At 70.7% G+C, this 26,666-nt stretch carries 27 protein-coding genes; 13 read left to right on the forward strand and 14 right to left on the reverse strand.

What is annotated here, in order from left to right:
* Positions 1 to 25: 25 nt before the first annotated feature.
* Positions 26 to 241, reverse strand: coding sequence for a hypothetical protein (locus ABEA39_RS05375; protein ID WP_345374125.1), 216 nt, complete (start codon positions 239 to 241; stop codon positions 26 to 28).
* Complete coding sequence (locus ABEA39_RS05380; protein WP_345374127.1) at positions 238 to 1,530, reverse strand: inorganic phosphate transporter; 1,293 nt, start codon at positions 1,528 to 1,530, stop codon at positions 238 to 240. The genes ABEA39_RS05375 and ABEA39_RS05380 overlap by 4 nt, the downstream gene beginning before the upstream one ends.
* 172 nt (positions 1,531 to 1,702) lie before the next feature.
* Between ABEA39_RS05380 and ABEA39_RS05385 the strand changes: the two genes are divergently transcribed.
* Positions 1,703 to 3,496 carry a cation:proton antiporter gene (locus ABEA39_RS05385; RefSeq protein WP_345374129.1) on the forward strand — a complete coding sequence of 598 codons (1,794 nt, stop codon included), beginning with the start codon at positions 1,703 to 1,705 and terminating at the stop codon, positions 3,494 to 3,496.
* 83 nt (positions 3,497 to 3,579) lie between these two features.
* Positions 3,580 to 3,831 (forward strand): hypothetical protein, encoded by a 252-nt coding sequence (locus ABEA39_RS05390; RefSeq protein WP_345374132.1) that lies wholly within the window; start codon positions 3,580 to 3,582, stop codon positions 3,829 to 3,831.
* 30 nt (positions 3,832 to 3,861) lie between these two features.
* On the opposite strand, the gene ABEA39_RS05395 is transcribed toward ABEA39_RS05390, so the two are convergent.
* Together ABEA39_RS05395 and ABEA39_RS05400 are read right to left on the reverse strand one after the other, a co-directional pair.
* Positions 3,862 to 4,146, reverse strand: coding sequence for a hypothetical protein (locus ABEA39_RS05395; protein WP_345374134.1), 285 nt, complete (start codon positions 4,144 to 4,146; stop codon positions 3,862 to 3,864).
* 151 nt (positions 4,147 to 4,297) lie between these two features.
* Positions 4,298 to 4,786 (reverse strand): 8-oxo-dGTP diphosphatase, encoded by a 489-nt coding sequence (locus ABEA39_RS05400; RefSeq protein ID WP_345374136.1) that lies wholly within the window; start codon positions 4,784 to 4,786, stop codon positions 4,298 to 4,300.
* 40 nt (positions 4,787 to 4,826) lie between these two features.
* Between ABEA39_RS05400 and ABEA39_RS05405 the strand changes: the two genes are divergently transcribed.
* The 5 genes from ABEA39_RS05405 (at position 4,827) to ABEA39_RS05425 (ending at position 8,839) form a co-directional block, all read left to right on the forward strand.
* A complete protein-coding gene (locus ABEA39_RS05405) occupies positions 4,827 to 5,150 on the forward strand; it encodes a hypothetical protein (RefSeq protein WP_345374138.1) in 324 nt (107 codons plus the stop codon).
* Between the two features lie 32 nt (positions 5,151 to 5,182).
* Entirely contained in the window at positions 5,183 to 5,719 is a 537-nt protein-coding gene (locus ABEA39_RS05410) for a hypothetical protein (protein WP_345374140.1), read from the forward strand.
* A gap of 21 nt (positions 5,720 to 5,740) precedes the next feature.
* Positions 5,741 to 5,962 carry a hypothetical protein gene (locus tag ABEA39_RS05415; RefSeq protein ID WP_345374142.1) on the forward strand — a complete coding sequence of 74 codons (222 nt, stop codon included), beginning with the start codon at positions 5,741 to 5,743 and terminating at the stop codon, positions 5,960 to 5,962.
* Positions 5,963 to 6,003: 41 nt separating this feature from the next.
* Entirely contained in the window at positions 6,004 to 8,142 is a 2,139-nt protein-coding gene (locus tag ABEA39_RS05420; RefSeq protein WP_345374144.1) for a S9 family peptidase, read from the forward strand.
* A gap of 64 nt (positions 8,143 to 8,206) precedes the next feature.
* Positions 8,207 to 8,839: a DUF1697 domain-containing protein gene (locus ABEA39_RS05425; protein WP_345374146.1), complete on the forward strand. Its 633-nt coding sequence runs from the start codon at positions 8,207 to 8,209 to the stop codon at positions 8,837 to 8,839.
* Positions 8,840 to 9,753: 914 nt separating this feature from the next.
* Here the strand turns inward: ABEA39_RS05425 and ABEA39_RS05430 are convergent.
* A complete protein-coding gene (locus ABEA39_RS05430) occupies positions 9,754 to 11,454 on the reverse strand; it encodes a CYTH and CHAD domain-containing protein (RefSeq protein WP_345374147.1) in 1,701 nt (566 codons plus the stop codon).
* Between the two features lie 207 nt (positions 11,455 to 11,661).
* On the opposite strand from ABEA39_RS05430, the gene ABEA39_RS05435 reads away from it, so the two are divergent.
* Together ABEA39_RS05435 and ABEA39_RS05440 are read left to right on the forward strand one after the other, a co-directional pair.
* Complete coding sequence (locus ABEA39_RS05435) at positions 11,662 to 13,014, forward strand: maltokinase N-terminal cap-like domain-containing protein (protein ID WP_345374149.1); 1,353 nt, start codon at positions 11,662 to 11,664, stop codon at positions 13,012 to 13,014.
* A 46-nt stretch (positions 13,015 to 13,060) separates the two neighbouring features.
* Positions 13,061 to 13,339, forward strand: a complete 279-nt coding sequence (locus ABEA39_RS05440; protein WP_345374151.1) for a mycoredoxin — start codon at positions 13,061 to 13,063, stop codon at positions 13,337 to 13,339.
* A 38-nt stretch (positions 13,340 to 13,377) separates the two neighbouring features.
* On the opposite strand, the gene ABEA39_RS05445 is transcribed toward ABEA39_RS05440, so the two are convergent.
* Both ABEA39_RS05445 and ABEA39_RS05450 read right to left on the reverse strand, forming a co-directional pair.
* On the reverse strand, positions 13,378 to 14,241 hold the full coding sequence (locus tag ABEA39_RS05445; RefSeq protein WP_345374153.1) for a hypothetical protein: 864 nt from the start codon (positions 14,239 to 14,241) through the stop codon (positions 13,378 to 13,380).
* 54 nt (positions 14,242 to 14,295) lie between these two features.
* Positions 14,296 to 14,688 carry a VOC family protein gene (locus ABEA39_RS05450; RefSeq protein ID WP_345374155.1) on the reverse strand — a complete coding sequence of 131 codons (393 nt, stop codon included), beginning with the start codon at positions 14,686 to 14,688 and terminating at the stop codon, positions 14,296 to 14,298.
* Positions 14,689 to 14,803: 115 nt separating this feature from the next.
* On the opposite strand from ABEA39_RS05450, the gene ABEA39_RS05455 reads away from it, so the two are divergent.
* The gene (locus ABEA39_RS05455; RefSeq protein ID WP_345374157.1) at positions 14,804 to 15,709 is read left to right on the forward strand and encodes a hypothetical protein; all 906 of its coding nucleotides are present in this window, start codon (positions 14,804 to 14,806) and stop codon (positions 15,707 to 15,709) included.
* A 135-nt stretch (positions 15,710 to 15,844) separates the two neighbouring features.
* On the opposite strand, the gene ABEA39_RS05460 is transcribed toward ABEA39_RS05455, so the two are convergent.
* The 3 genes from ABEA39_RS05460 to ABEA39_RS05470 all read right to left on the reverse strand — a co-directional run bounded on the left by ABEA39_RS05460 (position 15,845) and on the right by ABEA39_RS05470 (position 21,126).
* The gene (locus ABEA39_RS05460) at positions 15,845 to 18,019 is read right to left on the reverse strand and encodes a DEAD/DEAH box helicase (protein WP_425556921.1); all 2,175 of its coding nucleotides are present in this window, start codon (positions 18,017 to 18,019) and stop codon (positions 15,845 to 15,847) included.
* A 258-nt stretch (positions 18,020 to 18,277) separates the two neighbouring features.
* Positions 18,278 to 19,759 (reverse strand): FAD-dependent oxidoreductase, encoded by a 1,482-nt coding sequence (locus ABEA39_RS05465; RefSeq protein WP_345374159.1) that lies wholly within the window; start codon positions 19,757 to 19,759, stop codon positions 18,278 to 18,280.
* Positions 19,760 to 19,818: 59 nt separating this feature from the next.
* The gene (locus ABEA39_RS05470; protein WP_345374161.1) at positions 19,819 to 21,126 is read right to left on the reverse strand and encodes a phosphotransferase family protein; all 1,308 of its coding nucleotides are present in this window, start codon (positions 21,124 to 21,126) and stop codon (positions 19,819 to 19,821) included.
* Between the two features lie 66 nt (positions 21,127 to 21,192).
* Between ABEA39_RS05470 and ABEA39_RS05475 the strand changes: the two genes are divergently transcribed.
* On the forward strand, positions 21,193 to 22,302 hold the full coding sequence (locus tag ABEA39_RS05475; protein WP_345374163.1) for an FUSC family protein: 1,110 nt from the start codon (positions 21,193 to 21,195) through the stop codon (positions 22,300 to 22,302).
* A 193-nt stretch (positions 22,303 to 22,495) separates the two neighbouring features.
* On the opposite strand, the gene ABEA39_RS05480 is transcribed toward ABEA39_RS05475, so the two are convergent.
* Positions 22,496 to 23,176: an esterase/lipase family protein gene (locus ABEA39_RS05480; RefSeq protein ID WP_345374165.1), complete on the reverse strand. Its 681-nt coding sequence runs from the start codon at positions 23,174 to 23,176 to the stop codon at positions 22,496 to 22,498.
* A gap of 37 nt (positions 23,177 to 23,213) precedes the next feature.
* Complete coding sequence (locus tag ABEA39_RS05485; RefSeq protein ID WP_345374167.1) at positions 23,214 to 23,639, reverse strand: hypothetical protein; 426 nt, start codon at positions 23,637 to 23,639, stop codon at positions 23,214 to 23,216.
* 185 nt (positions 23,640 to 23,824) lie between these two features.
* On the opposite strand from ABEA39_RS05485, the gene ABEA39_RS05490 reads away from it, so the two are divergent.
* A complete protein-coding gene (locus tag ABEA39_RS05490) occupies positions 23,825 to 24,367 on the forward strand; it encodes a Dps family protein (protein WP_345374168.1) in 543 nt (180 codons plus the stop codon).
* A 12-nt stretch (positions 24,368 to 24,379) separates the two neighbouring features.
* Positions 24,380 to 25,561, forward strand: a complete 1,182-nt coding sequence (locus ABEA39_RS05495; RefSeq protein WP_345374171.1) for an NAD(P)/FAD-dependent oxidoreductase — start codon at positions 24,380 to 24,382, stop codon at positions 25,559 to 25,561.
* Here ABEA39_RS05495 and ABEA39_RS18820 read toward each other — a convergent pair.
* Positions 25,558 to 25,806 (reverse strand): Cys-every-fifth RiPP peptide CefA, encoded by a 249-nt coding sequence (locus ABEA39_RS18820; protein ID WP_425556922.1) that lies wholly within the window; start codon positions 25,804 to 25,806, stop codon positions 25,558 to 25,560. The two genes, ABEA39_RS05495 and ABEA39_RS18820, sit on opposite strands and share 4 nt — an antisense overlap.
* Complete coding sequence (locus tag ABEA39_RS05500) at positions 25,748 to 26,602, reverse strand: SMP-30/gluconolactonase/LRE family protein (protein WP_345374173.1); 855 nt, start codon at positions 26,600 to 26,602, stop codon at positions 25,748 to 25,750. Before ABEA39_RS05500 ends, ABEA39_RS18820 begins: the two co-directional genes overlap by 59 nt.
* Positions 26,603 to 26,666: the final 64 nt, after the last annotated feature.

The following is a 26,666-nucleotide window of genomic DNA, read 5'->3' on the forward strand; positions in this document are numbered from 1 at the left end:
GCGCGCCGGCCGTGCTCGATCATCGTCAGCCGGCGTGCAACGACGGGATGATGAGGTAGATGCCGTAGAGCACGCCCAGGGCGCACACCACGAAACAGGCGTAGGCGCCGAACGAGGCGATCGCCGGGCGCGGCTCGACCGCGAGCAGGCGGAGTCCGGTGGCGTACACGGCGACGAGCGCGCCGGCCGACACCAGCGACACCAGGGCCACGGTGATGAAGGCTCCCCAGTCGATGGTCATCGCTTCTCTCCCGTCGGGGTCGTGCCGGAACTCGCACCCGCGGCGACCGGTGCAGGCTCTCCGAGGTCGAACAGGGACGACTCGTCGCTCATCCGCCGACGCGCGAGCAGCATCTCGTCGCTGTGCTTCTTCGCGAGGGCACGGCGCTCCTTCCTGGTGAACACGGAGTTGGCCGCCTGGTCGACTTCGAGGGCGTTGCCGGTCTCGGCCGGCTTGCGCCGGGAGAGCACGAAGATGAGCACGATGACGCCGAAGCCGAGGACCGCGTCGACGATCAGACCGACCGTGCCGAGCCGCGCGATGAGCTCGCACAGGGCGCCGACCGCGGCCGCGGCGGGCAGGGTGATGAACCAGGCGATGACGATCTTGCCGGCGGTGCCCCACTGGATCGTGGAGCCGCGTCGGCCGAGGCCCGCACCGATGATCGACCCCGACGACACCTGCGTCGTCGAGAGCGCGAAGCCGAGGTGGCTCGAGGCGAGCACGGTCGCCGCGGTGGAGGCCTCGGCAGAGAAGCCCTGCGTGGCCTTGATGTCGGTGAGCCCGCCGCCGAGGGTCTGGATGATGCGCCAGCCGCCGGTGTAGGTGCCTGCGGCGATGGCGCAGGCGCAGACCAGGATCACCCAGAAGGGCGGGTTGGCGCCGCTCGAGAGGAATCCGCCGGCGATCAGCGTGAGGGTGATGACGCCCATCGTCTTCTGCGCGTCGTTGGTGCCGTGCGCCAGGGCCACCAGCGAAGAGGTGAACATCTGGCCCACGCGGAAGCCGCCGCGCTGGTTCTTGCCGTTGGCCCGGCGAGTGATCGTGTAGGCGAGCTTCGTGGCCACGAAGGCGACGAGCCCCGCCACGAGCGGTGCGAGGAACGCCGGGAACACGACCTTCGAGAGGACGACGCCGAAGTCGACCGAGCCGGTGCCCGCGCCGACGAGAGCCGCGCCGATCAGGCCGCCGAACAGCGCGTGCGACGACGAGGAGGGCAGACCGCGCAGCCAGGTGACCATGTTCCAGATCACGGCGCCGATCAGGCCCGCGAAGATCATCGTCGGGGTGATGTCCACGCCGCCGGGGCCCTCGCGGATGATGCCGCCGGAGATGGTCTTCGCGACCTCGGTCGACAGGAACGCGCCGATCAGGTTCAGGAGCGCGGCGACGGTGACCGCGACCTTGGGCCTCAGTGCCCCTGTCGCGATCGGTGTCGCCATCGCGTTGGCGGTGTCGTGAAAGCCGTTCGTGAAATCGAAGAAAATGGCCAGCGCGATGACCAGGACGACGACGAGTGTGAGATCCACCGGCGCAACACTACCCAGGTGCAGGGCCCCGCGTCTCGCCGGACCCGCCGCCGCCTTCCGGCAGGACCGGACCCAGGCGCCACCTCGGCGACACCTGGCAGACTGGGGAGCCCCCGCACGGACCGCCCCCGAAGTGGTCGAGTGCCCGCCGAAACACGACGGACGGTACGCCATGGAACTCCTCGAACTCCTGCTCCTTCTCGCGGGATCCCTCGCGATCACGGCGTTCGCGCGCTGGCGCGGCCTGCCGGCCCCCCTCCTCGTCGTGGCGGTCGCCCTCGCCGTGTCGTTCATCCCCGGGCTCCCGTCGATCCACATCGACTCGGACGTGATCCTCACCGTCATCCTGCCGCCGCTGCTCTACTCGGCCTCGCTCGACGTCTCGTTCCAGAACTTCCGGCAGTCGCTCGTGCAGATCCGTCGGCTCGGCATCTTCCTCGTGATCATCACGGCGCTCGTCGTCGGCTTCGTCGCGTACATGCTCATCCCCGACATGACTCTCCCCGCAGCCTTCCTGATCGGTGCGGTGGTCGCTCCGCCCGACGCCGTCTCCGCGGCCTCGATCGGCCGCAAACTGGGCCTCCCGCGCAAGGTGATGGCGGTCATCTCGGGCGAGAGCCTCATCAACGACGCCGCGTCACTGACCCTGGTGAAGGTGTTCCTCCTCATCATCGGCGGCGCCACGCTCACGGTCTGGAACGACCTCGGCATCTTCGGTCTCGCCATCGGGGTCGGCGTCGCCGTCGGCCTCGTCCTCGGAGTCCTGGCGCACACTCTGCGCATGCGCGTCAAAGACCCGGTCGTCGAGATCGTCATCGGCCTGCTGCTGCCGTTCCTGGCCTACATCGTGGCCGAAGAGCTGAGCGGGTCGGGCGTGCTGGCCGTGGTCGCGGCAGGCCTGTACGTCGGCTACAACTCGCCGAAGTCCGGCTATGCATCCCGCCTGCAGGAACGCCCCATCTGGGCCGCCGCCGACATCACCCTCGAGGGCTTCGTCTTCGCGCTCATCGGCCTGCAACTCAAGACCGTCGTCAACGACGTCGCGGCCAGCTCGCGCGGCCTCGCCGAAGGAGTGGGGGTCGCCTTCGTGGTGCTCGGGGTCGTGATCGTGGTCAGACCGCTGTTCGTCTTCGGCAGCTACTACTGGTCCCGCCTGATCCGGCGCATCGTCTACTCCCGTTTCCGACGGTTCCGCAAGGCCCGGGCCGCGCGCATGATCTGGGGTCGATCGGATCCGAAGCTCAGCTGGCAGCAGCTGACGGTCGTCTCCTGGACGGGGATGCGCGGGGTGGTGACCCTCGCGGCCGCCGTCTCGATCCCCCTCGTCACCGACACGGGAGAAAGCGTCCCGGCACGCGACACCATGTTCCTCATCGCGTTCGTCGTTACCGTCGGCACCCTTCTCCTCCAAGGCCTCACGCTGCCGTTCGTCATCCGCCGCCTCGGCGTGCAAGACCTCGAGCAGGCCGACCGCGACGTCCAGGCCGAGCTCCGCCTCGTCTCCAACAGCACCGAGGAGGCCGTCGGCTACCTCGACAAGCGCCGCGACGCCTGGGCGGAGGAGTGGGGCGCCGAGCCCGTCGACCGCGGAATCACGATCATGAAGGAGCGCCTCTCCCGCCAAGACCAGGCCTTCCGCCAGGGTCTCCGCGACGAGGCCGAAGACGGCAGCGGGGTCGAGCAGACCGAGATCCCCGAGCCCGGCCGCGCCACGGACATGCGCTCGACGCCCGACGTCGCGGTGCCCGACATCACGCCCGACCCGCGGCTCGTGCGCCCGGCCCGCTCCAACGCCCGAGCGCTGGCGAGCATCCGACGCGAACTGCTCGAGAAGCGCCGCGAGGTCGTCCTCCGCGAGCGCGACGCGGGCAACCTCGACGAGGAGGTCATGCGGCGGGTGCTGCAAGGGCTCGATGCCGAAGAACTGGCCATGGACACCTCGGCGGTGTCGCGGACGCGGTCGTAGGGCGGCGGGACGCAGGCGGGAGAGCCCTTCCGGCGCACGGCCTACCGTCGGTCGGTATTCGACGACCGGCGTATCCTCGACGAGTGACCCGCCTTCAACTCCACCGCCTCTTCCTCGGCCTCGTCGTGCTCTTCATCGTCGCGGCCGTGGTCTTCTACGTCCTCTCCATCGCCCTCGCGTCGCACGGGGGCGATACGGCACGACTCTGGGACAGCTACGCGATCTTCGCGTTCATGGGCGCCGTGCTGTTCGGCATCATCGACTTCTTCGTCCGGCCCGTCATGCGGGCGACGAAAGACGGAACCCGCGACGTCGAGCACCCGCTCAACGGCTGAGGGGAGCGTCGGCAGCGTCCGTAGGGAGCGTCAGCGGCGGCCGTAGGGAGCGTCGTCGACGACGGCAGCGGCAGTGCGCACCTTCTTTGCGACGACGAGGGCGACCTGGCGGCCGGCCAGCACGAGCACGCCGAAAACACCGATCAGGGTCAACAGCAGCTGTCCGGTGAGGACGCCGGCGAGGACGGCCACTCCGACCGCGGGCCATCCGAAGGCGGCGACCCAGCCGATCCGACGCCCGACGGGCTGGGACTCGCGCGATCGGTCCCCCAACAGGGCGACGGAGTCACTCGTCCGGGTGTCGAAGACGGTCATGGTGCTCCCTCGGCGAAACGGCTTTTGTCACCCGGCTGGATGACCACGAATCGAACCTATCGATCCGCTGCGAACGACGCGCCCCCCTCTCGTGGTGGCACCCGTTAGGGGCGTCGCCGCGTGTCGTCGCGCCTCCCGACCTCGCGGTCGTTTAGGAGCCCGTGGGATGCACGACCGTGGCCAGGTCGTCGGCGAACACGAATTCCCGTTCCACCTGTCCCCCGGCGAGCACTCCCGGCAGCCAGAAGCGGGCGTCGTCCCACATGTCCCCCAGCGGCAGGTCGGCCAGATCGAACCACTCGGGGTCGAGCTCGTCGCTCCCCCGCGGCTCCCCCGCCCAGTCGCGGACGACGAACACCGTCGACCGCTGACTCCACGACGGACGGGACGGGAACAGGTACCGGAGATCGCCGCGGCGGTCGAGGGCCGACGGTCGGACCGAGAGACCGGACTCCTCCTCGATCTCCCGGACCATGGCATCCCCCTCGGTCTCGCCCTCTTCGAACTTGCCGCCGAGGCCGACGTAGTAGCCGACGCCGAGGCCGCGTTTCTTACGGCCCAGGAGCACCTGGGTCGTGCCGCCGTGGTCGCGGAGGAGGTAGGCGACGCAGACGCGGCGCAGGGGTTCGGGCTCGGCCATGCTCCGATCCTGTCAGAGCGGCAGGCGTAGCATTTTTCGGATGATCGAGTTCCACGGCGCCGGACGCAGCCTCGAGGTGCTGCGCGCAGAGGCGCACGACGAGCTGCGCACGCTGATCGAACTCCGCTGTCGAGCGGGAGAGGATCCGTGGGAGGTGATCCCCGGGCTGCCCACGGTCGACGAGCAGGTCGTGATCTCGGTGCGGGCGGATGCGCTCGGACACGCCGGGGCCGGAGCCGCGAGCGGGCTGGCTCTCGACGACGAGCTGGAGTTCCTCCGAAGCGTCGCGCTCTGGCATCCCGAGCTCTCGCGGGCCGTCTGGTCGCTCATGGGCCGCCTCGAGGATGTCGGCGGTCGCTTCTAGTCTCGAGGCATGCACTCGAACGGGACACACTGATGCAGCCGCTCTGGGCGACCCTCGTCACGGCGGCGGTCGGCGCCTTCCTCGGCTCCGGCGCCGCCTTCGCCAGCAACCTCCTCGCCGGTCGGATCGGCGACCGGAAGCGCGAGGCCGCGGCCCTCAACGAGCTGGTGCACGAGATCCACTTCCGGCGGGTCCTACGCCGCATCGAGCCGCGCTCGAGCCCGCGGGCCGATGTGCTCGATCCCGCGTACGAGCGGGCGAGGCACTCCGTCTCGACCCTCCGCGGGGCCATCCGAGTCGCCCGACAGGCCCTCGTCCCCGGGTCGCGCTCTCTCGGGCCGCTCGACGCGATGACCCTGGCCTGCAACACGTTCCTCGACGACAGCGAGGCCGAGCCCTCCCGCTACGAGCTCCATCTGATGCAGCTCCAGGCCCGGCTCAACGCCGCCGTCCACACCATCGCCGCCTCGTCGCCGCGCATCGACGATCTCGAGCCGGGCCAGGCGCGTCTCGGGCCGAGCGTTCGAGGGCTCGAGGTGCCGACCGAGATCGGCGAGCCGCTGCTCTGAGCCACCCGGTAGCCTCGGCTCATGACGGAGCGCGAAGAGACCCCGGCCGAAGCCCGTGCCAAGGGCAAAGACGTCGACGGGCTGAAGACGCTGCCGGGCGTGCACTCCCCCTCGGGCGAGGAGAAGGCCGGCACCGGCGAAGACCTGGGCGACGAGGGCGACGATCCCGAGCAAGCCCACGCGGCGAGCGACACGTACCCCCGACACCGCCCGGTGGGCGGGCCGCCCGACCGGGTCCACTGAGCGGGGGATCCACTGACAGGGGCCGTCAGTAGGCTTTCTCCATGGCACTCCCCTCCGGGCTCCCTTCGGCCCCGCACGCTCCCCAGAAACCGATCACCCGCTCCCACCACGGCCACGACTTCGTCGACGACTACGAATGGCTCCGCGAGAAGGAGAACCCGGAGGTCGTCTCCCACCTCGAGGCCGAGAACGCCTTCACCGAGCTGGAGAACCGCCACCTCGAAGGGCTGCGCGAGACGATCTTCGAAGAGATCAAGAGCCGCGTTCAAGAGACCGATCTCGGCACCCCCACACGTGAGGGCGGCTACTGGTACTACTCCCGCACCGCCGAGGGCAAGCAGTACGGCATCCAGTGCCGTCTGCCCATCCGCGACTCGTCCGACTGGACCCCTCCCACCATCGAGGTCGGCGTCCCGGCCGACGGCGAAGAGGTGCTCTTCGACGGCAACGTCGAGGCCGAGGGGCACGACTTCTTCTCGCTCGGCAGCTTCGACGTCTCACCCGACGGCAGCCGCCTCGTCTACGCGACCGACCTCGAGGGCGACGAGCGCTACACCCTCCGCATCCGCGACCTCTCGACGGGCGTCGACCTGCCCGACGTGGTCGCCCAGACGGCGCCAGGCGCCACCTTCGACGCCTCCGGGCGCTACGTCTTCTACCCGACGGTCGACGACTCCTGGCGGCCCGACACCATCTGGCGCCACGAGGTCGGCGGCTCCTCCGACGACGTCAAGGTCTTCGAAGAGCCCGACGACCGCTACTGGGTCGGAGTGGGTCTCACGCGGAGCCGGCAGTACCTGGCGATCGAGATCGGCTCGAAGATCACCAGCGAGACGCTCCTGCTCGACTCGGGCGACCCGACCGGCGAGTTCCGGGTCGTGTGGCCCCGCCGCGAAGGCGTCGAATACGAGATCGAGCACGCCATCGTGCAGGGCAGCGACCGTCTGCTCGTCCTCCACAACGACGGCGCCGAGGGCTTCGAGCTGGTCGACGTGCCGGCGGACGACCCGCAGTCCACCAGCGACCGCCGGGTGGTCATCCCCCATCTCGCCTCTCGCCGTCTCGAGTCGGTCGACGCCTTCGCGGAACACCTCCTTGTCGACTTCCGCGCCGACGGCCTCTCGCAGATCGGCACCATCGCCCTGAGCGACGCCGGGTACGGCCCGCTCGAGCCGCTCGCCTTCGACGAGGCCCTGTTCTCGGCGGGGTGGAGCAGCAACCCGGAGTTCACGCAACCCACCGCGCGTTTCGTCGCCACGTCGTTCGTGACGCCGTCCACGGTCTTCGACTACACCGTAGGCGACGGCACGCGGCGGGTGCTGAAGCAGCAGGTGGTGCTGGGCGACTACGACCCCGCCGACTACGAGCAGAGCAGGGAGTGGGCCACGGCGAGCGACGGCACGCGGATCCCCATCTCCCTCGTCTGGCGTCGCGACGCCGTGCCCGCCGGCACACCGGCTCCGCTGCACCTCTACGGGTACGGCTCGTACGAACACAGCATCGACCCGGGCTTCAGCGTGGCCCGGCTGTCGCTGCTCGATCGCGGCGTCGTCTTCGCCGTGGCCCACGTGCGCGGCGGCGGCGAGATGGGGCGGGCCTGGTATGAGAACGGCAAGACCCTCACCAAGCGCAACACCTTCACCGACTTCGTCGCGGTGGCCGACCACCTCATCGCGACGGGCCGGACGACGCCTGACACCCTCGTGGCCGAGGGCGGCAGCGCCGGCGGCCTGCTCATGGGCGCCGTCGCGAACCTCGCTCCCGACCGCTTCGCCGGCATTCTGGCGGCGGTCCCGTTCGTCGATGCCCTGACGAGCATCCTCGATCCCGACCTGCCCCTCACGGTCATCGAGTGGGACGAGTGGGGCGACCCCCTGCACGACCCCGAGGTGTACGACTACATGCGCACGTACAGCCCCTACGAGAACGTCGCCGACGACGCCTCCGACTACCCGCGGATCCTCGCCGTCACGTCGTTCAACGACACGCGCGTGCTCTACGTCGAGCCGGCGAAGTGGGTGGCGCGTCTGCGCGAAGCCGGGGCGCCCGTGTCGCTCAAGATCGAGATGACTGCCGGGCACGGCGGGGTCAGCGGCCGGTACGAGTCGTGGCGCGAGCGAGCCTTCGAGATCGCCTGGCTGCTCGAGGTGCTCGGGCGGGCCGAGGCGCCTGCGGCATGATGGCGGGTCGGTCGTGACGGCGGGGCGGTCGTGACGGGGCTCCGGTCGTCACCGGGCGTCGAGCGTGACGGGGCTCCGTTCGTCGCCGGGCGTCGAGCGTGACGGGGCATCGAGCGTGACACCTTCGGCCGGGTCGGGCGGGTCGGCCGTTCCTGTCGGGTCGGGCGGCTCGAGTCGGTGGGTCGCCCTGCTGCGGGGCATCAACGTGGGTACCGCGAAGCGCGTACCGATGGCCGAACTCCGCGCCGTCGTCGAGGCTTCTGGCGCCTCCCTCGTTCGCACGGTGCTGAACTCGGGCAACGTCGTGTTCGACCGGTCGACCGAACTGTCTGCTGCCGACCTGCGCGCGGCGGTCCTGGCGGCGACCGGTGTCGATGCCGAGGTGGTCGTGCTCTCGGCCGAACGCTTCGCCGCCCTCGCTGACGCCAATCCGCTACGCATCGACGACCGGGAGCCCAATCGGCTCGGAGTCGCGTTCGCCGCAGCACCGCTCGACGTCGAGGCGGGCTCCGCTGCCGCCCCTCCGGCCGCCGACCTCCTGCCCGAAGAGCTCGTCGTGACTCCCGAGGCCGTCTACCAGTGGCTGCCGAACGGGGTGCTCGCAAGCCCCGTGCCGCCGGCGTTCTGGAAGGCGCTCGGAGCCACCGTCACAGCCCGGAACGACGCCACCGTGCAGAAGATCCAGGCTCTGCTCTGACGGCCCTGCCGCACATCGACCGCTCGCCTCGGTCCAGTGTCGGCGTTCCATTGCGCTCGCACGCCGCCTGCGCCCGCACCCGCTTTCTTCGGGCAGCGCCCGCTTTCTCCGGACCGCGTCCCGGTTCGGCGGGGCCGCTTCGGCTCGGCGGGGCCGCTTCGGTTCGGCGGGGCCGCTTCGGTTCGGCGGGCCCGCTTTTGTTCGGCGGGCCCGCACCCCCGTTCCGATTACCCGCACCCCGTCGGCGGCGCTCAGCCCCGCACCCGAACCCCGTGCCCGCAGACCCGCACCCCTACCCCGCGGGGCCGCACCCTCACTCCCGCCCGCGACCCTCGGTCGACCGGGGTGCGCCGCGGATTAGCAGGGTGCAGTTCACTTGGCGGCGGCCACCGGGGTACGCCTCAACGTCCGGGCACGCATCCCGTCGCGCGGAATCTCACCCTCAGCATGCGGACCCGCACCCCCCTCCCACGTACGCGCACCCCGGTTCCGCGGGGCCGCACCCTCACTCCCGCCCGCGACCCTCGGTCGACCGGGGTGCGCCGCGGATTAGCAGGGTGCAGTTCACTTGGCGGCGGCCACCGGGGTACGGCTCAGCGTCCGGGCACGCATCCCGTCGCGCGGAATCCCACCCTCAGCAAACGGACCCGCACCCCTCCCGCGGACGCGCACCCCGGCTCCGCGGACCCCCACCCCGACTCCCGCCCGCGACCTCGCACCTGCACCCCCGTTCCGCAGACCCGCACCCCTGCCCCGCGGACCGGCACCCCCGTTCCGCAGACCCGCACCCCTGCCCCGCGGACCCGCACCCTCACTCCCGCACGCGACCCTCCGTCGACCGGGGTGCGCGGCGGCTTACAAGGGTGCGGCTCCCGAGGCCCAGACCACCGGGGTGCGGCTCCCACAAACCGAGCTCAGAACTCCTTCGCCAGCTTGGGCAGCTTCTTCGCCGCCTTGACTGCCGGAGCTGCCGCGATCTCCGCCAGCACCCCGAACCCGAAGGTGTCCTCCTCCGCCCGGCGCGCAGCCGCGGCCGCCTCGAGATAGAGCCTCACAGCGGCACGGTCTTCGAGCACCTCGCCCAGAGCGTCCTGCAGCCCTTCGGCCTTCTTCGGCGAGCCGCCGCCCTTGAGGCCATCCTTTCGGGCGGCCTCCTGCGCGTACCGGAACCGCCGCACGGCTTTGCGCGCGCGGTGCAGCTCGGCAGTCGAGTCCGCTGAGCCCGTCGGGGCAGACGCAGAAGCAGACAATGACGCAGCGCCAGCGGCAGCGGCAGCGCCAGCGGCAGCGGCAGCGCCAGCGGCAGCGGCAGCGGCAGCGCCAGCGGCAGCGGCAGCGGCAGCGGCAGCGCCCAGGCCGGAGCCCGAGCCCGCCGCAGCAGACGCCTCGACCCCGTGCAGCAGGCGCTTGCGGGCGCGACCACGCTCGCGAGCCAGCGATTCCGTCACGAAGTCGACCCGCGGATCCCCCGCTCTCTCGCCGGTGGGCTCGGTCACGACGAGCGCGTCGAGACGGTCGAGGAGCTCGAAGTACTCCGGTGCGCCGAGCAGTCGATCGAGGTCGGCGGAGGCGTCGCGCTGGGCCTCGCCGATGCGAGCCCGGAGTCGGAGGAGCACCTCTTGCGCCACGAAGCCCTCGGGGGCCGCGGCCGCGTGGTCGTCGACCGATTCGAGGGCCGCGTCGAGATCGCGGGCCGGGCCGGCTGCCCGGCCCGCGGATCGCAGCAGGTCGCCGAGGCGAGAGGCCGTGTCGTCGTCGAGGACTCCGCGGAAGACGCCGACGACCGCCCGCAGCCGACGAAGAGTCGTGCGGAACCGATGCAGTGCGTCTTCGGCCCGGTCGCGGACCTCGGGGTCGACCGCCAGAAGCTCGTCGCGAAGCCGAGAGAGCGAGCCGACCACGAATGCGGCAGCAGTGCGCTCGTCGAGGCGGACTGGCTCGGGCGCGATCGCCCCGGCACCGGCACCGGCACCTGCACCTCCTGCGGCGAGGCCGGGCACGTCGCCCAACCCTCGCGCCAACTTCGACTTCGACGCGGATGCCGAGGCTCCGGCCCGCTCGAACGCGTCGCCGACCGCCGCGAACAGCGCCTCGCCGTCGGCCTTCGTCACGTCGGCTGCCAATTCGACCTCCCACTCGCGCCAGGCCCTCACCGACGTGGTCGCCGGATTGGTGGCCGTGACCTCGTCGTCGGCGACCTCGGCCAGGGCGTCTCCGTCGGCGTCGACGAGATTCGTGATCGTGCGGGTCGTGTCGAGAACGAGCGTGGGATGCACGGGCCGGCCCCTCAGGAGCACCTCCACCAAGTCGCGCACCGCCGCCGGCACGGGCTCGTCGGCGTCGGTGCCGAGCGGGGCGTGCACCTCTCGACGCGACCCCAGGCCTGCCGGCAGTTTCAGGTGCCAGCCCGCGTCGTGCCCGCCCTCGCGCCGCCGCAGGGTGATCCTGTTGGCCAGGAGCAGATGCTCGGCCGTGTCGAAGTAGACGGCTCGCAGCGAGACGGCCTCTTCGGTCGTCGCGGCGGAGACGGGCCCGACACCCGCGAGGTCGGGGACTCGCGCCGTCTCGTCGACGTCGTACTTGCGCTCGATCTCGATCTGCTCAGTTCGGCTCATGCCTCCTTTGTAGTGGTGCTCGCCTGCGAGGAGTCGCCCCGGGTGACGATTGTGGAGAAGTCACCGCCATCGTGACGAGTGTGGAGAAGTCGCCGCCCTCGTGACGAGTGTGGAGAAGTCACCGCCTGAGGAGAACGTGCCGGAGACCGGGGTGCGTCCTGGGGACCGGTCAGCCCCGCTCGGAGGCACCGGGCGTACAGTGCAGAAATGAGCAACGTCGCCCCGAGTCTGGCCGGTTGGATGGCGCGTCAGCGCTGGTATGCGACGAAGGGGCGCACTCCCGCCATCCGCGTGATCGGCTCCCTCGAGACCATGGTCAACGAAGTCCTCGTCATGACCCTCCTGGTCATCGACGAGGCCCCCGACGTGCCCGTGCTCTATCAGGTCCCGATCACCGCGCGTCCCACGCCCCTCCCGGGCGGCGACCACGCCTTCATCGGCTCCAGCGACGGCCTCTACCTCTACGACGGACCGCACGACCCGATCTACGCGCACGGTCTGCTCAACACCATGGCGACCGAGAAGCACGTCGACGGATCCGACGCCCAGGCCGACGGCCACACCCTGGCGGCACCCGGACGCGTCGTCTCCTCGCGCGTCCTCAAGGGCGAGCAGTCGAACACCTCGATCATCTACGACGTCGAGGGCGAGACGCCCCAGGTCATTGCCAAAGTCTTCCGCGTGCTGCACCACGGCGACAACCCCGACGTCACCACGCAGGCGGCCCTGACGGAGGGCGGGTCGGGTCGCGTTCCGGCCAGCTTCGGGTCGCTCACGGCCACCTGGACCGACCCCGGCCGTGACGAGGGTCTGGCGCACGGCCACCTCGCCTTCTCGCAGGAGTTCCTGCCCGGCCTCGAGGACGCCTGGCGCGTCGCGCTCGACGCCGCGCGGGCCGGTACCGACTTCACGCAGGCCGCCTTCGACCTCGGTGTCGCGACGGCCGAGGTCCACGCGACTCTGGCCGCTGAGCTGCCGACCGTCGAGGCCGGACCCGACGAGGTGGCCGCGGCGCTCGTCAGCATGCGCCGCCGGCTCACGACGGCCGCCCGCGAAGTTCCCGAGATCGCCGAGTTCAAGGAGGCGATCGATCGCGTCTACGGAGTGGCCGAGTCGCGCCCGTGGCCTCGACTCCAGCGCATCCACGGCGACCTCCACCTCGGTCAGGCTCTGCAGTCGCCCGAGCGCGGCTGGGTCCTCCTCGACTTCGAGGGCGAGCCGCTCCGCCCGATGCCCGAGCGATCGCGCCCCGACGTGCCGCTGCGCGACGTCGCAGGCATGCTCCGGTCGTTCGACTACGTCTCCGGATCTCTGGCGCAGGAGAAGCCCTCAGTCGACGCGTCGGCTTGGGCGGGTGCCGCGAGGCGCAGCTTCGTCGACGGCTACATCGCCTCCTCCGGGGTCGACGTCCGAGCCGAGCGGGCGCTCCTCGACGCCTTCGAGATCGACAAAGCGGTCTACGAGGCCATCTACGAGTCCCGGAACCGGCCCGACTGGCTCGGGATCCCGGTCGCCGCCATCGCCCGACTGGTGGAGCGCAGCGCCCCTCGGGTGTCCTAGCTCGGGGTCACTGGCTCTTGTCGGGGGTCGGACGTATTCTGAAGCAATGACCGACATCGCCACCGCCTCCGCCTACGTTCCCGAAGCCGGCACCATCACCATGTTCTCCACGGGTTGGTGCGGCTACTGCGCTCGCCTGAAGCAGCAGCTCACCAAAGACGGCATCAGCTACACCGACGTCAACATCGAAGAGGTCGCCGGCACCGCCGAGATCGTCGAGAGCGTCAACGGCGGCAACCAGACCGTGCCGACCGTCATCTTCCCCGACGGCTCCTCCGCGACCAACCCGTCGCTGGCCGAGGTCAAGGCCCGCCTCGCGGTCTGAGCCGCCTCACGGCTCGACAGGATCAGCGTGTATCGCTGTCAGTCGTAGTCGCTGAAGTCCGTCCCGAGGACCTTGCGGGGCCGTCGATCCGGCTTCTTCCGACCGTCGGGCTCGAGGTGCTCGGGCACCGCGGTCGGGGCCGTCTCGATGTCGGCACGGGTGCGGCCCAGGGAGTGCAGGCCTACTCCCAGGCCTCCCGCCTGCAGCAGGAAATAGCACGGTACGATCCCGAGCGACGGCGCGAATCCCGTCGCTGCCCAGATGCCGAGACCGGCGATCCAGACCGGCACGAACGCCAGCCCCGTCGTCGTCAACCGTGGCACCACCGCGCGCGTCCTGCGCGCCGCCTCCGCAGCCGCAAGGCGAACGGCGACGTCGAGATCGGGCTCGAGACCTGCCGCCCAGGCAGCGCGGATGGCGGCACGGGCCGCAGGGGTGACCTCGACCTGACGGGGCGGGCGCCGCCACCGGCGATCGGGGGATGCACGGGGTGACGCGGGCGGGTCGAAGGTGTCGTCGGGCCGCGCATCTCCCGCTCTCGCCGTCGCTCCCGCCGACACTGCGGCGACCGACCCCGCGGCGACCGAACCGGTGGCGACCGACCCCGCCGAGGCCGCCCCGCGCTCGAACCGTCGAATGCGAAGGAAGACGAGGACGATCGCCAGGATCGCGGCGATTCCGACACCGGACGAGGCCGCCAAGACCGCCCCGGCGACGTCGTCGGCCGCTCCCGCGATCGGACCGTCATGAATGACAGCGGGGACGAATGTGGCGACCACCCCCGCGGAGACGACCCCGACGACCGCGGTGAAGGCGAGGACGCGGAGGCGCCACCGACGGAGCAGCACCGGCCGCGCCCACTCGGAGACGAGGCGCCATCCGGCACCGATGCCGTCCTTCACGCGTCCCCTCCCCCGACGGCCGACGTCCCCGCCGGCCGCCTTCGTGCGACCAGGTCAGGCGGTCTCGGCCGAGAAGAATTCGAGGGCGTTGCCGTCGGGGTCCTTGATGTTGAGGACGGTTCCGTAGGGCACCTCGCTGAGGTCGCCGCTGATGCCGACGCCCTCGAGACGGTCCTTCAGGGCGAGGACGTCAGCGCGGGTGGCGACGGCGAAGCTGACGTGGTCGAGGCCCGGAACGAGGTAGTCGAACCGACCGCCCTTGCCGTCGGGGTACTGCGTGACGCCGAAGACCTGGCCGGCGCCGACCGGGAAGATCTTGCGGTCGAGGTCGTCGGTGACGAGCTCGCCCACGGGGGCGGTCTCGAACACCTTCTCGTAGAACGGCAGGCTGGCGGAGTGATCCGTCACGGTGAGCGCGACGTGGGCGTATCCGGTGAATTCGGGCATGAGGTCATGTAACTCCCCGGCGTCCTGTTCTCCCCAGGCTCGTTCTGGTCTCGAGCCGTCCACACTCTCGGTCGGTGCCGTTCGCCGGGCGGCCGGCTCCGTGCATCCTCGTGCCGTGGATCCGCACCTGTCGCTCGTCGTCCGATCGTCCTTCGACGACACTGCCGTCCGTCGCGCCTGCATGCGCGGCGAACTGGTTCGACTCGTGAGCGGTCGCTACGTCCGCGCCGAGCACTGGCAGGAATTCGACGAAGCCCAGCAGCACGGGATGCGGGCCGTCGCGGCCGTCTCGCTGCTCGACCACGAAGTCGTCGTGTCGCACGCCTCGGCCGCGGCGCTGTGGGGCCTGCCGCGGCTCGGCCACCGGCCCGAGCGCGTGCAGGTGACGGATCCGACGGTCGCTCGTTCGACGAGCAAGCAGACGACCTATCGACATGCCGGGAGCGTTCCGCACGAAGATGTCCGAGAGGTCGGTGGTGTGCTCGTGACGTCGCCCGTACGCACGGCCGTCGATCTGAGCCTGCGTGTTCCGTTGCGCCAGGCTGTCGTCGCACTGGACCACGGTCTCCGCGTGGGCCTTTTCTCCAAAGACGATCTCTCCGACCACCTCGATAGGCGGACGGAACGGCGGGGCCGGGTGATGGCAGGCAAGGCCATAGCCTTCGCCGACGGCCGGGCGGATCGTCCCGGCGAATCCCTCAGCCGCGTCGTCATGCACGAGAGTCGACTGACCCCTCCCGAGCTGCAATACGAATTCCGTCTTCCAGGAGGGCGGAGGGCTTTCGTCGACTCCTTCTGGCCGCAATGGGGCATCGTCGGTGAGTTCGACGGCTTCGTGAAGTATCGGGACGCAGGTCTGCGGCGGGGACTCTCGGCCGAGGACGTCGTCGTCGCCGAGAAGCTCCGCGAGGACCTCGTCCGGCGGCACCCCGAGGTCAAGGCATTCGTCCGTTGGGTCTGGCGCGACGCCATGAGGCCGGGGAATCTGGGACGCCTCCTCGCCGATGCAGGCGTCCGCTGAGCAGACTCGGCTTTCGTCGTACGCAAGTCGCCCCGTTTTACGTATGTCGCCCCGGCACGGCAGGGCGACTTACGTAAAACGGGGCGACTTAGCGGGGCGCAGCGGGCGGGCGCAGCGGGCGCGCAGCGCGCGGCGCTAGCGGCGGCGTTGCGGCGCAGCCTTGCGCGCGGCAGGCGACGCGGCCAGCGCGTCGGTCAGCAGCGCCACGAGCGCGCCGAGCTGCACGTCCGCCGACGACACGATCTCCTCGTCCGAACCGTCGAGCGCCCGAGCCGCCAGCCCGGCCTTCGAGTCGATCAGCTCGGCGATCTTCGTGTCGATGGTCTGCGCGGCGATGACACGCCAGGCGGTGACGGGCTCCTCCTGGCCGATGCGGTGCACGCGGTCGATGGCCTGCGTCTGCTCGGCGTCGGTCCACGAGAGCTCGGCGAGCACGACGTTGGAGGCGACCTGCAGGTTGAGGCCGACACCGGCGGCGGTGAGCGAACAGACGACGACCTGCACCGACGGGTCGTTCACGAACGCGTCGATGTTCTTCTGACGGACGGTCGGGGTCTGGTCGCCACGGATGGAGGCGAAGCTGATCCCCCGCTTCTCGAACACGGCCGAAGCGGTGTCCATCACGTCGATGTGCTTGGCGAAGAACACGACCTTGCCGGCGGTGCGAGCGAGCTGCGCGGTGTAGTCGGCGGCGAGCCCGGCCTTGGCCTGACCGATGCGGCGGACCATGCTGAACACGTTCTCGCCGGTCGACGGGCCGTCGCCGTCTTCGAGCTCCCACTTGGCGACCTGGCGCACGAGGTCGTGGTCGATGCCCTCGACGACGACACCCGAGGTGCGGGTCGCGAGAGCGGTCTGGTAGCGGGCGACCAGGCGACCGGCGAGCACGCGCTCGGCCTCGCGGATCGAGCGGCCCACCTCGTCGTCGAGCTCGACAGGCAGGTCGGCGATGCGGCGGGCGGGGATGTCGGCGGCGACGTCGACCTTGCGGCGGCGGACGATGCCGAGGTCGATGACCGAGGCACGGGCGGAGGCGAAGAAGCCGGGCTCGGCCGGGGTCAGGCCGGTCTCCTCCAGGGCTTCCATCAGCTCGGGCCCGGGCTTCTTCTCGTCGATCCAGCCGAGGAACTGCCAGATCGCTCGGAAGTCCTCGATGTCGTTGATCAGCGGCGTCCCGGTGAGAGCCATGAGCAGGGGATGCGCGGTGCGGGCCCGGATCCGCTCCGAGAGCTGCAGCACGTGCTTCGACCGCTGCGACTCCTTGTTCTTGATGAAGTGCGCCTCGTCGACGACCATGCCGCGGAACCCCAGGTCGCCGAGCCAGCCGACGTGGCGGTCGAGCACCTCGTAGTTGACGATGACGATGTCGGCGAAGCCGTCGATGGTGTCGCCGTCGCCGTGGATCACCGTGGCGGGGTGGTTCGGGGTCCAGAGCCCGACCTCGCGCGCCCAGTTCGTCTTGACGACGTTGGGGACGACGACGAGCAGCGGGTAGGCGTTCGCGGCCTGCGCGGCGAGCAGGGACTGCGCCGTCTTGCCGAGACCCGGCTCGTCGGCGAGCAGGAACGTGCGGTGGCCTTCGGCTGCGGCCTCGACGACCTGTGCCTGGTGCCGCATCATCTCGGCGCCGCCGGGCGCGCGGAGGGTCGTGGGCTCGGGGAGCTCCATGCAGGCCGAGACCCCGCCCGACCCGTATTCGAACGACTTGAAGAGGGGCCCGAAGAGTTCCCAGTTCGCGAGGCGCCGGGGATGCACGTCCTTGTGTTCGGCGAGGGCGAAGTCCGGCGCCAGGAACGGGTTCGCGAGTTGGCGCGACAGGACCGACTGCGGGACGACCTGACGCTCGGTCGCCACCGGTGCGGCCACGGGCTCGGTCGTGATGATGAGGTCGTCCGGGCTGAGCTCGATGCCGGCCTGGATGAGCATGTCGCGCTTCAGGGACTTGGCGGTGTCGGAGACGACGGCCTCTTCGGCGAGGAGCGCGATCAGCGAGGTGTCGCGCGCGGCAGCCTTCGCGAGGATGGTCGCGACACCGTCGAGGCGCTTCATCTGCTCGGCGCGGTCCGCGTCGGTGATGGTCTTGTCGGCCTTGACCCGGGCGCGCTCTTCGCGCATCAGGAGCGCGACGACCTGGAACTTCGTGCGGCCGGAGGGCTTCACCGGACCGCGCTGGGCCCCGGCTTCGACCTCGCGCACGGCGCGGGCGAGGACGGGGATGATGCCGTCGTTGTCGAGGTCGCGGACACGACGGTGGTTGTTGCGGGGGGCGGTTCGAGTACCGCCGGACTGGCGCTGGCCTGGTCGAGCCAAGGCTCCTCCTAGAAAATGCCCGAAGGCGCTGCGCCGACGGCGGATGGCCGACGGCGGAAGGTCAGGACTGTCGAGACCGACCTCCCCCAGGAAGACGTGCGTCTCGTGTCTCGCATCACCGTCACTCGCGGCCGGGACGGAACAGACACCGTACGGCAAGAGATCGGGTGGTGATGCTTCGCACAGTTTACGCCCGCGCGCGACCCGGTCGCCACCACGGTAGACGGCGCGCCGCACCCCCAGAGCGGGCGGGAGGCGTCAGTCGGTCAGACCGTGCATCCCCCGCTTCGCCGGCCCTTCGATCACACGGCCGGTGGCGTCGAAGCGGGAGCCGTGGAGGGGGCAGTCCCAGGAGAGTTCCTGGTCGTTCCAGGCGACGATGCCGCCGAGGTGCGGGCAGACGGCCGACAGGGCGCAGGTCTCTCCCGCGACGGTCGAGCGGGCAACGGGTCGGAAGCCCTCGCGGCCGACGCGACCCCGGCCCTCCGGCGGCGTCTCGCCCTCGACGAGCGGGTTGGTCAGAGCGCGGGTCCAGCCCCGGGCGAAGTGCCACGCGACGGCCGCGTTCTCCCCCAGACCCACGGCCATGGCAGCCGGAAGGGTGGCGCGATGGTGGATGGCCTTCATCCACGACGAGTTGTCGCCGAGGACGTCGGAGACGAGCATCCTCGCCGCCGAGACGGCACCCGTCATGCCCCAGGAGTCGTAGCCCGTGGCGATGTAGATGCGGCCGTGCCCGCGAGGCATGTACCCGACGAAGGGCACGCCGTGCGGGGTGGCGTAGTCCTGACCGCTCCAGACGCGCGACCGCTCGGCGCCCGGCCAGTGGGCTTCGGCCCACGAGGCCAGGTCGTCGGCGAGCGCCGCCTCGGAGGAGGCGCGGCCGACGCCGTGCTCGTTGCCGCCGACGAGAAGGAGGTCGCGGTGGCGACGGAACGAGCGGTTCGGGTGGTCGGCCGACTCGTACATCGCGGTCGGCAGGTCGTCGCCGGGCACGGAGCGCAGGGCGACGCCGAACGAGCGCCTCGGCTTCAGCTTGGCGAAGTAGAGGCCGCGGTCGAGGATCGGCGTGCCGGTCGTGAGGTGCACCCGCTCGGAGCGGATGTCACCCAGGGAGGTGTGCGTGGTCGCGGGTTCGCCGGCGTCGACTCCGGACACGTGCGCGTTCTCGATCACGAGGCCGCCGAGGGCTCGGATGTCGCTCACGAGGGCGGCGACGAGGTCGAGCGGATCGAACTGCGCCTGGTCGCGGAGCCGGACCGCGCCGAGAGTCGCGAACGGGACCTCGACGTCGAAGGTCTTGGCGAGGTCGAGACCGGCCTTCCGCCCGACCTGGTACTCGGCGTCGACGCGAGCCAGTCCGCTGCGGCTGGTGGCATAGCTGTAGGCGTCACGGCGCTGGAGGTCGACCCCGGCCTCGTCGGCGTAGGCGATCACCCAGTCGAAGGCCTCCCGATTGCCCTGGACGTAGGCGTCGACGATGCCCTGGTACGTGCGGCGCTTGATCTTCTGCAGCTGCACGCCCTGCAGCTGGCTCAGGACCGCGCTCGAGGACCCGGTGGCGAGGGATCCGACGGTGCGGGCCTCGACGACGGCGACCGTGTGGCCGCGGCGGGCGAACAGGAGGGCGGTGACGAGGCCGGTGAGACCGCCGCCGACGATGACGTCGTCGTAGGTCGCCTCCGGTTCGAACTCGTCGGTCGGGATCGTGCGGATCGTGTCGAGCCAGAGCGACGTCAACGGAACCTCCTGGAACGGGCCGGTCGGGAGCACCGGCGGTGGCGGATCGGACGGACCGATCAGACGGGCGGGGTGAACGTCACGGTAGGCGCCGATGCTGGGTCGCGGTCGCTGAGGGGGCGTTCGGCGGCCGCAGGCTCGAAGCGTCGGGGCCACAGCGTCCCCTCGGCGGCCTCGATGAGCTGCTCCGCCTTCGTGCGGCCGATCTCGGTGCCGAGGGTCGCCTGGCCGCCCGCGTGGGCGAGGAGCTGCGAGGCGATCGTGGGAGCCAGCCGATCGGCGATCGCAGGGTTCCGCGTGGTCCACGCGACCACGACGTCGTCGGCGATGCGCTCGCAGGCCCGCGCGGCGGCGAGGTCTCCGTTGCCGCGGTGCCACTGAGCGGTCACGACGAGGTGGGCGATCAGAGCGCCGGCGTCGCGCGCGGGATGCCCCAGGCCCGCCGTGTCGATGTCGAGCATCCCCGTGATGCGACCCGGGTCCTCCGGATCGACGAAGAGCTGCTCGAGGTGCAGGTCGCCGTGGACCACCTGCAGTTCGTCGGGCGACCAGGTGGCTCGTCGACGATCGATTTCGTCGTAGACCCGGTCGATGCGGTCCTGCGCATCCGGCAGGGACTCCGCGAGGCTCCGCCGATGCCAGTCGCCGTTGTCCAGCGCGTCCGACTGGGCCCGCTGCGGGAGCTCCACTCCGGCGATCGCCTGCGCCAGCGTCACCAGATTGTCGACGAACCCGGTGCCCTCGGCGATCTCGGTCACGCGTGTGCCCGCCGGGACCCCACTGGCGCATGCGAGCACGAGCAGGCCGTCGGGCTGGACCGCGAGCACGGGCGGAACGGGCAGGCCCCGCTCGGCGAAAGCCCGGTGCTGCGCGGCGATCGGCTCGGCGCGAGCCGGGCGCACCACCTTCAAGAACACGGTCGTCCCGCCCACGTCGGCCCGGACCACGGCTCGTTTGCCGGGGCGGTACGCGGCCACCGACAACACGGGCGGAGCGGTCGGCGACACGGGCCCCGAGGCGCTCCCGCCGGGAAGACCGAGGCGGGCGAGGATGCTCGTCACCGACTCCGGGTACGTCACCGTCTGCAGCGCCGGCAGTGCGGGATCGGCCGGGTAGGCCCAGACGACCACCCGGTCGCCCGAGGCGGGATCCACGACCGTCCTGCTGGAGCGCTCGACCGAGGCGGGGTCGGTGTCGACGAAGGTCAGGACGGTGGCGACCACGCCCGCCTCGTCGCGGGTGTCCACCTCGTAGCCGTAGAGGTAGCCGCCGCCGGACGGCTCCACCGAGTGCTGCCGGAACGACACCACGTCGACTCCCGTGCCGTCGAACGCGGCAGGGAGGATCGCAGCTGAGTTGGGCCACACAGGACCATCCAACCGGTTCGTCGACGATTTATCAGCAGTGCCGCGCCGCCCCGTACCCTGGAGGGCGTGCTCCGCCCCGTGTCCGCCCTGGTCTCCCGCCTCCGTCAACCGTCGCGCGTTCCGCTCCTCCAGGTGGGCAAGACTTCGCTCGCGGTCGTCGCCGCCTGGGTCGCCTCGGTGCTCCTGGTCCATCAGTCGCTGCCGATCTTCGCGGCGATCGCGGCCCTGCTCGTCGTGCAGCCGAGCATCAACCAGTCGTTCGGCCGGGGCCTCGAGCGCAGCGCCGGCGTCGTCATGGGCGTGGCGCTCGCCTACGTGATCGCCGCCCTCCTCGGGCACGCCCACACCTGGATCGTGCTGATCGCCGTGATCCTCGCCCTCCTGATCGCCTGGGCTGCGAAGCTGACGCCGACCTCCACGACGCAGGTGCCGATCTCGGCGATGCTCGTCCTGTCGGTCGGTCTCGTGACGCCCGGCTACGCCTTCGACCGGATCGTCGAGACCGTGATCGGTGCGATCATCGCGCTGCTCGTCAATGCCCTGATCGCCCCGCCCGTGCTTCTCGGGCCGGTGCATCTGGCCGTGGGGCGCCTGGCCCGCGACTCGGCCAGCGCCCTCGACGACCTCGCGGCCGCCCTCTCCTCCCCGACGAGCGGGCCCGAACTCGACGCCATGCTCACCCGGGCCCGAGCTCTCCGCGGCCTGCAGGCGAAGGCCGCGGCCGCGGTCAAGGCGGGCGAGGAGAGCCTGACGCTCAACCCGCGGGCCAGCAGGCAGCGGCGGATCCTCGAGGCCGACCGCCGACTCCTCGGTCCGCTCTCGAACCTCGTGCACCGGATCGTCGCGATGACCCGCACCCTGCGCGACAATTACGACCCCGAGCTCGTCGGCGAGCCCGTCGTCCGAGACATCGCCGATCAGCTCCAGCGGGCGGCCCACGACGTGCGGCTCCTCGTGCACGACACCGAGGAGGCGGCGGCGGCGGACGAGGTGCCGGCGGGCGAGGTGCCGCCCGGCGCCGACGGCGTGCGGCACGGGGCGCGAGTTCGGGACGAGCCCGCGCTGACGGCTCCCCTCGAGGTGGTGCGGCCCGACCCCGAGCACTGGATCCTGATCGGATCATTGCTCGAAGATCTGCGGCGGATGCGGGAGGAGATCGTCGGCGAGTCGGCCTGACGCGGCCGTGGGGCCCGTGCATCCCGCCCTCTCGCCCCGTGCCGTGTCGCAATTCGCGAGCGAACTGCGCCCCGCCCTTGCTGCGGCAGCAACCCGAGTGGTCGACGCCCCGGATCACTCGCGAATTCGGCAGGTGGGATGCACGGCGCGCGGCACCCGATCCCGGCGCGGCATCCAGCCCGGGGAACTACAGCTACGCCTCGACGGCAGCGAGGATCGCGGCCCGGCCGGCGGGATGCCCGAGCGGCCGGAAGTGCCCGTCGAGCGGCAGCGACACGTTCTTCGCACCGGGCAGGAAGCTGCCCTCGGGCACGTGCGCGTCGAATCCGGCCGCGACTGAGGTGATCCGCGCGTTGACCTCGAGCTCGGATGCCAGGCGCAGCAGGGCCGGGTCACGGGGCGAGAACACCCGGAACCCGGGGTTCGGAGCGAAGCGCGCCCACCGCGATCCCGAGAAGGGGCTGTTCACGGCGACGAGACGGTCGATGCGGCCCGCTCCGTCGGTGTCGAGCATCATCGTCTTGCCGATGATGCCGCCCTTGCTGTGTCCGAGCACGATCACCCCGTGGAGATCGAAGGCGTCGAGGACGCGCTGGGCGGCCTCCGCCGTCGCGGCGATCGGTCGACGGTTGTGCGCCATTCCCGGCACGACGACCACCGGGTGGCCGGCCTCGTTCAGACGATCGGCGAACCAGCGGAGGTAGCGCCACGACTCGTAGACGCCGGGCAGCAGGAGGATCGGCGCGCGATCGCCCTCGCGGTAGCGCCGCGGGACGGACTGGCCGACGAACGACCGGAGGTGCACCCGCCACACGAAGCCGTAGTCGAACGCGAGGACGCGCAGGTGGTGCCGGACACCGCCGCGACGGCTCACGCCGCACCGCCGCATGCCGTGCCGCCGCACGCGCGGGTCAAGCCACGTCGCCCTCGGACCACACGTCCTCCAAGAACACGGGTGCCGATTCGATCGCCTCGTACGACGCCGCGATCAGGCCGTCCCACCGCGTGCAGATGGTCGACCAGGCCGGTCGCCGGGTCGCGGCCGAACGCACCACCCTGCTCGCCCAGGGGCCGTGACCGGCCCGCGCCGCGGCGCTCGCCGCGTCGGGGACGGCGCTGGTCAGCTCGTCGACGACTCGGACCCGGTGCTCCCACGACATCGCCTCGATGTCGTCGAACGCGTGATACGCCGTCGCCAGCTGGCACTCGAGAGCCCGGATCGTCGCCGGCAGGGACGGATCGAAGCGGACTTCCGAGCACGGATCGGCAGCGCCGACAGACGACTCGACCTGGGCGATCCGAGCCCCGTCGAAATTTCCGACCGCAAATGCGGTCACAGCCGTCGATTCGTTCGCGAATGAGTCTGGTTCAGTGGTCCGGTCGATCATGGGCGCCCCCCTCAAGGCCATGGGTATCGGAAGTCTACACACCGTTTGGGGGACCCGATGGGGGACAGCGCACACGCCATCGAGATGGCTCCGGCGTACGGTCGAAAAGAACGCACACGAGCAAGGGAGAACACATGTTCCAGGGCAGCGAAAAGCTCCACGACAGTCTGCAGAAGGTCCTCGTCGACCTCATCGAACTCCACGTCCAGGGCAAGCAGGCGCACTGGAACCTGCTGGGCTCGAACTTCCGCGACCTCCACCTGCAGCTCGACGAGATCGTCGACGCCGCGCGTGGCTTCTCCGACGAGGTCGCCGAGCGCATGCGCGCCGTCTACCTCGTGCCCGACGGCCGTTCCAGCACCGTGACCAAGACCACGAGCCTCCCCGAGTTCCCCGAGGGCCCCGTCGAGACGACCGACGTGGTCGACCTCATCGTCGAGCGGATGTACGCCGCCACCGACACGATGCGCGCCGTCCACGACGACGTCGACGACGAGGACCCCACCACTGCCGACGTCCTGCACAGCGTCCTCGAGCGCCTCGAGCAGCTCGCCTGGATGACCGGCGCGGAGAACCGCCACCCCGAGAAGGACCAGAAGAACAAGGCGACGCGGGATCGCGACGACAAGGCCGAAGAGGCCGGTCTCGACCGCGTCGGCGCCGTCGCCAACAGCTGAGGAGGCTCGCCCATGGCAGACACCTACGACTACGTCGTGATCGGCGGCGGCATGGTCGCCGACGCTGCGGCTCGCGGCATCCGCGAGCGCGACTCGAGCGGCAGCATCCTGATCCTGAGCGAGGACGTCGACCAGCCGTACACCCGGCCGGCGCTCTCCAAAAAGCTCTGGACGGACCCCGACTTCACTCCGGCCGACAACGACCTGAACACAGCGGCCGACACCGGCGCCGAGATCCGGCTCGAGACGCACGTCGAGGGCTTCGACCGCGCCGCGAAGACGATCTCGATCGACGGCGGCGAGACGATCGGTTACGGGCGCCTTCTCCTCGCGACCGGCGGCCACCCGAAGACCCTGGATCTCCCGCAGGACGACCGGGTCATCTATTTCCGCACCGCGGCCGACTACCGCCACCTCCGCGCCCTCTCCGGCAGCGGCAGGCACGTCGCCGTCGTGGGCGGCGGCTACATCGGCTCCGAGATCGCCGCGGCGCTCGCCCAGAACGACACGCGCGTGACGGTGATCTTCCCGGACGCCGATCTGGGTGCCGCGACCTTCCCCGAGTCCGTCGACAAGGTCTTCGAGAAGCGGTTCATCGACCACGGCGTGGCGCTCGTGCCCGGTCGACGCCTCGACGGTGCCACGCCTGACGGCGACGGCTTCGTCCTCACCCTCGACGACGGCTCGACCCTGAAAGCCGACGGCATCGTCGTGGGCCTCGGCATCGAACCCAACACCGGCCTGGCCGAGGCCGCTGGCCTCGAGGTCGACGACGGCATCGTGGTGGATGCACGGCTCACCACGAGCGACCCGGCCGTCTTCTCGGCCGGCGACGTCGCCAACTACCCCGACCCGATCCTCGGTCGGCGCCGCGTCGAGCACGTCGACAACGCCAAGGAGCAGGGAGCCGCGGTCGGCCGCATCATGGCCGGCTCCGACGAGAAGTACTCGCACACGCCGATGTACTACTCGGACGTCTTCGACCTCGGCTACGAGGCCGTCGGCAAGCTCGATGCCTCCCTGAAGACCGTCGAGGACTGGAAGGACGACGACTCGGTCGTCGTCTACTACCTCGACGATGGGCAGCCGGTGGGGGTCCTGCTGTGGAACGTGTGGGACTCGACCGAGAAGGCCCGCAAGGTACTGGCGGAGGCGCACGCGCTGACGGCGGACGACCTCGTGGGGCAGATCTAGGGCCGCAGCCACCGGAGCACGTCGAAGCCGCTCACCCCGACGGGTGGGCGGCTTCGTGCATCCCCCGCCCGCCCGTCGGCGTCGGCCGAACAGGCGTCAGCCGAACAGGCGTCAGCCGGGCAGGCGTCAGCCGAACAGGCGTCAGCCGGGCAGGCGTCAGCCGAACAGGCGTCAACCGAACAGGCGTCAACCGAACAAGAACGACTGCCGACCAGCCCTGTCGAGCTCGACCGCGAAGATCCCACCCGAGGCGGGGTGCTCCTCCAACTGCTGCTCGGTCAGGTTCTCGCGGGCCGAGCAGACGAAGAGGGTGCGCAGGTCGTCGCCGCCGAACGCGATGCCGGTGAGGTTCGGCGCATCGAACGCGATCGTGTCGATCAGGTCGCCGTCGGCCGACAGGTGGGTGACGAGGCCCTCGCCGTAGAGGCAGCCCCAGAACTCGCCCCGCTCGTCGCGCACCAGGCCGTCGTGCATGCCGCCCACCGACCAGGGAATCAGCTCGCCGAGAACCCCGTCGGGGCCCCAGGATGCTCGGAACACCGTCTCGACGGAGGTGTCGGTCACCCACATCACACTGCCGTCGTCGTTCCACTCGAACCCGTTCGCCGTGCCGAAGCCGCCCTGCAGCACGGTCACGTCGCCCGCCGGGGTCACTCGGTAGAGCGCGGCATCGGGTTCGCCCGCCACGAAGTCCATCCCGCCGACGACGAAGTTGCCGAACGGGTCGCACTTGCCCTCGTTGAAGCGGATGCCGTCGTTCAGGTGCGGGATCTCGACCAGCGTCTCCGGTGACGCCCCCTCGTCGTCGGTGAGCACGACACTGTCCTTCAGAGCGACCACGAGCCCTCCCCCGCGGCGGCGCTGGAACGAGGCCACCGGCGGCGGCAGCGGCGTCGAGCGGTCGTCGGAACCGTCGGCCGCGGTGCGATGGAGGAGGCCCGAGGTGATGTCCGTCCAGACGAGTTCCCGAGCCTCGGGATCCCAGACGGGACTCTCGGCGAGGATCGCTTTCGCATCGAGGAACAGGCGGGGTTCGGGCATGCGGATTCTCCTTGCGGGGGACGATTCGGAGCGTTCACGGCCCCGAGGGAGCAGCGTAGACGGG

Source organism: Frondihabitans cladoniiphilus (assembly GCF_039544345.1).
Taxonomy (GTDB): Bacteria; Actinomycetota; Actinomycetes; order Actinomycetales; family Microbacteriaceae; genus Frondihabitans; species Frondihabitans cladoniiphilus.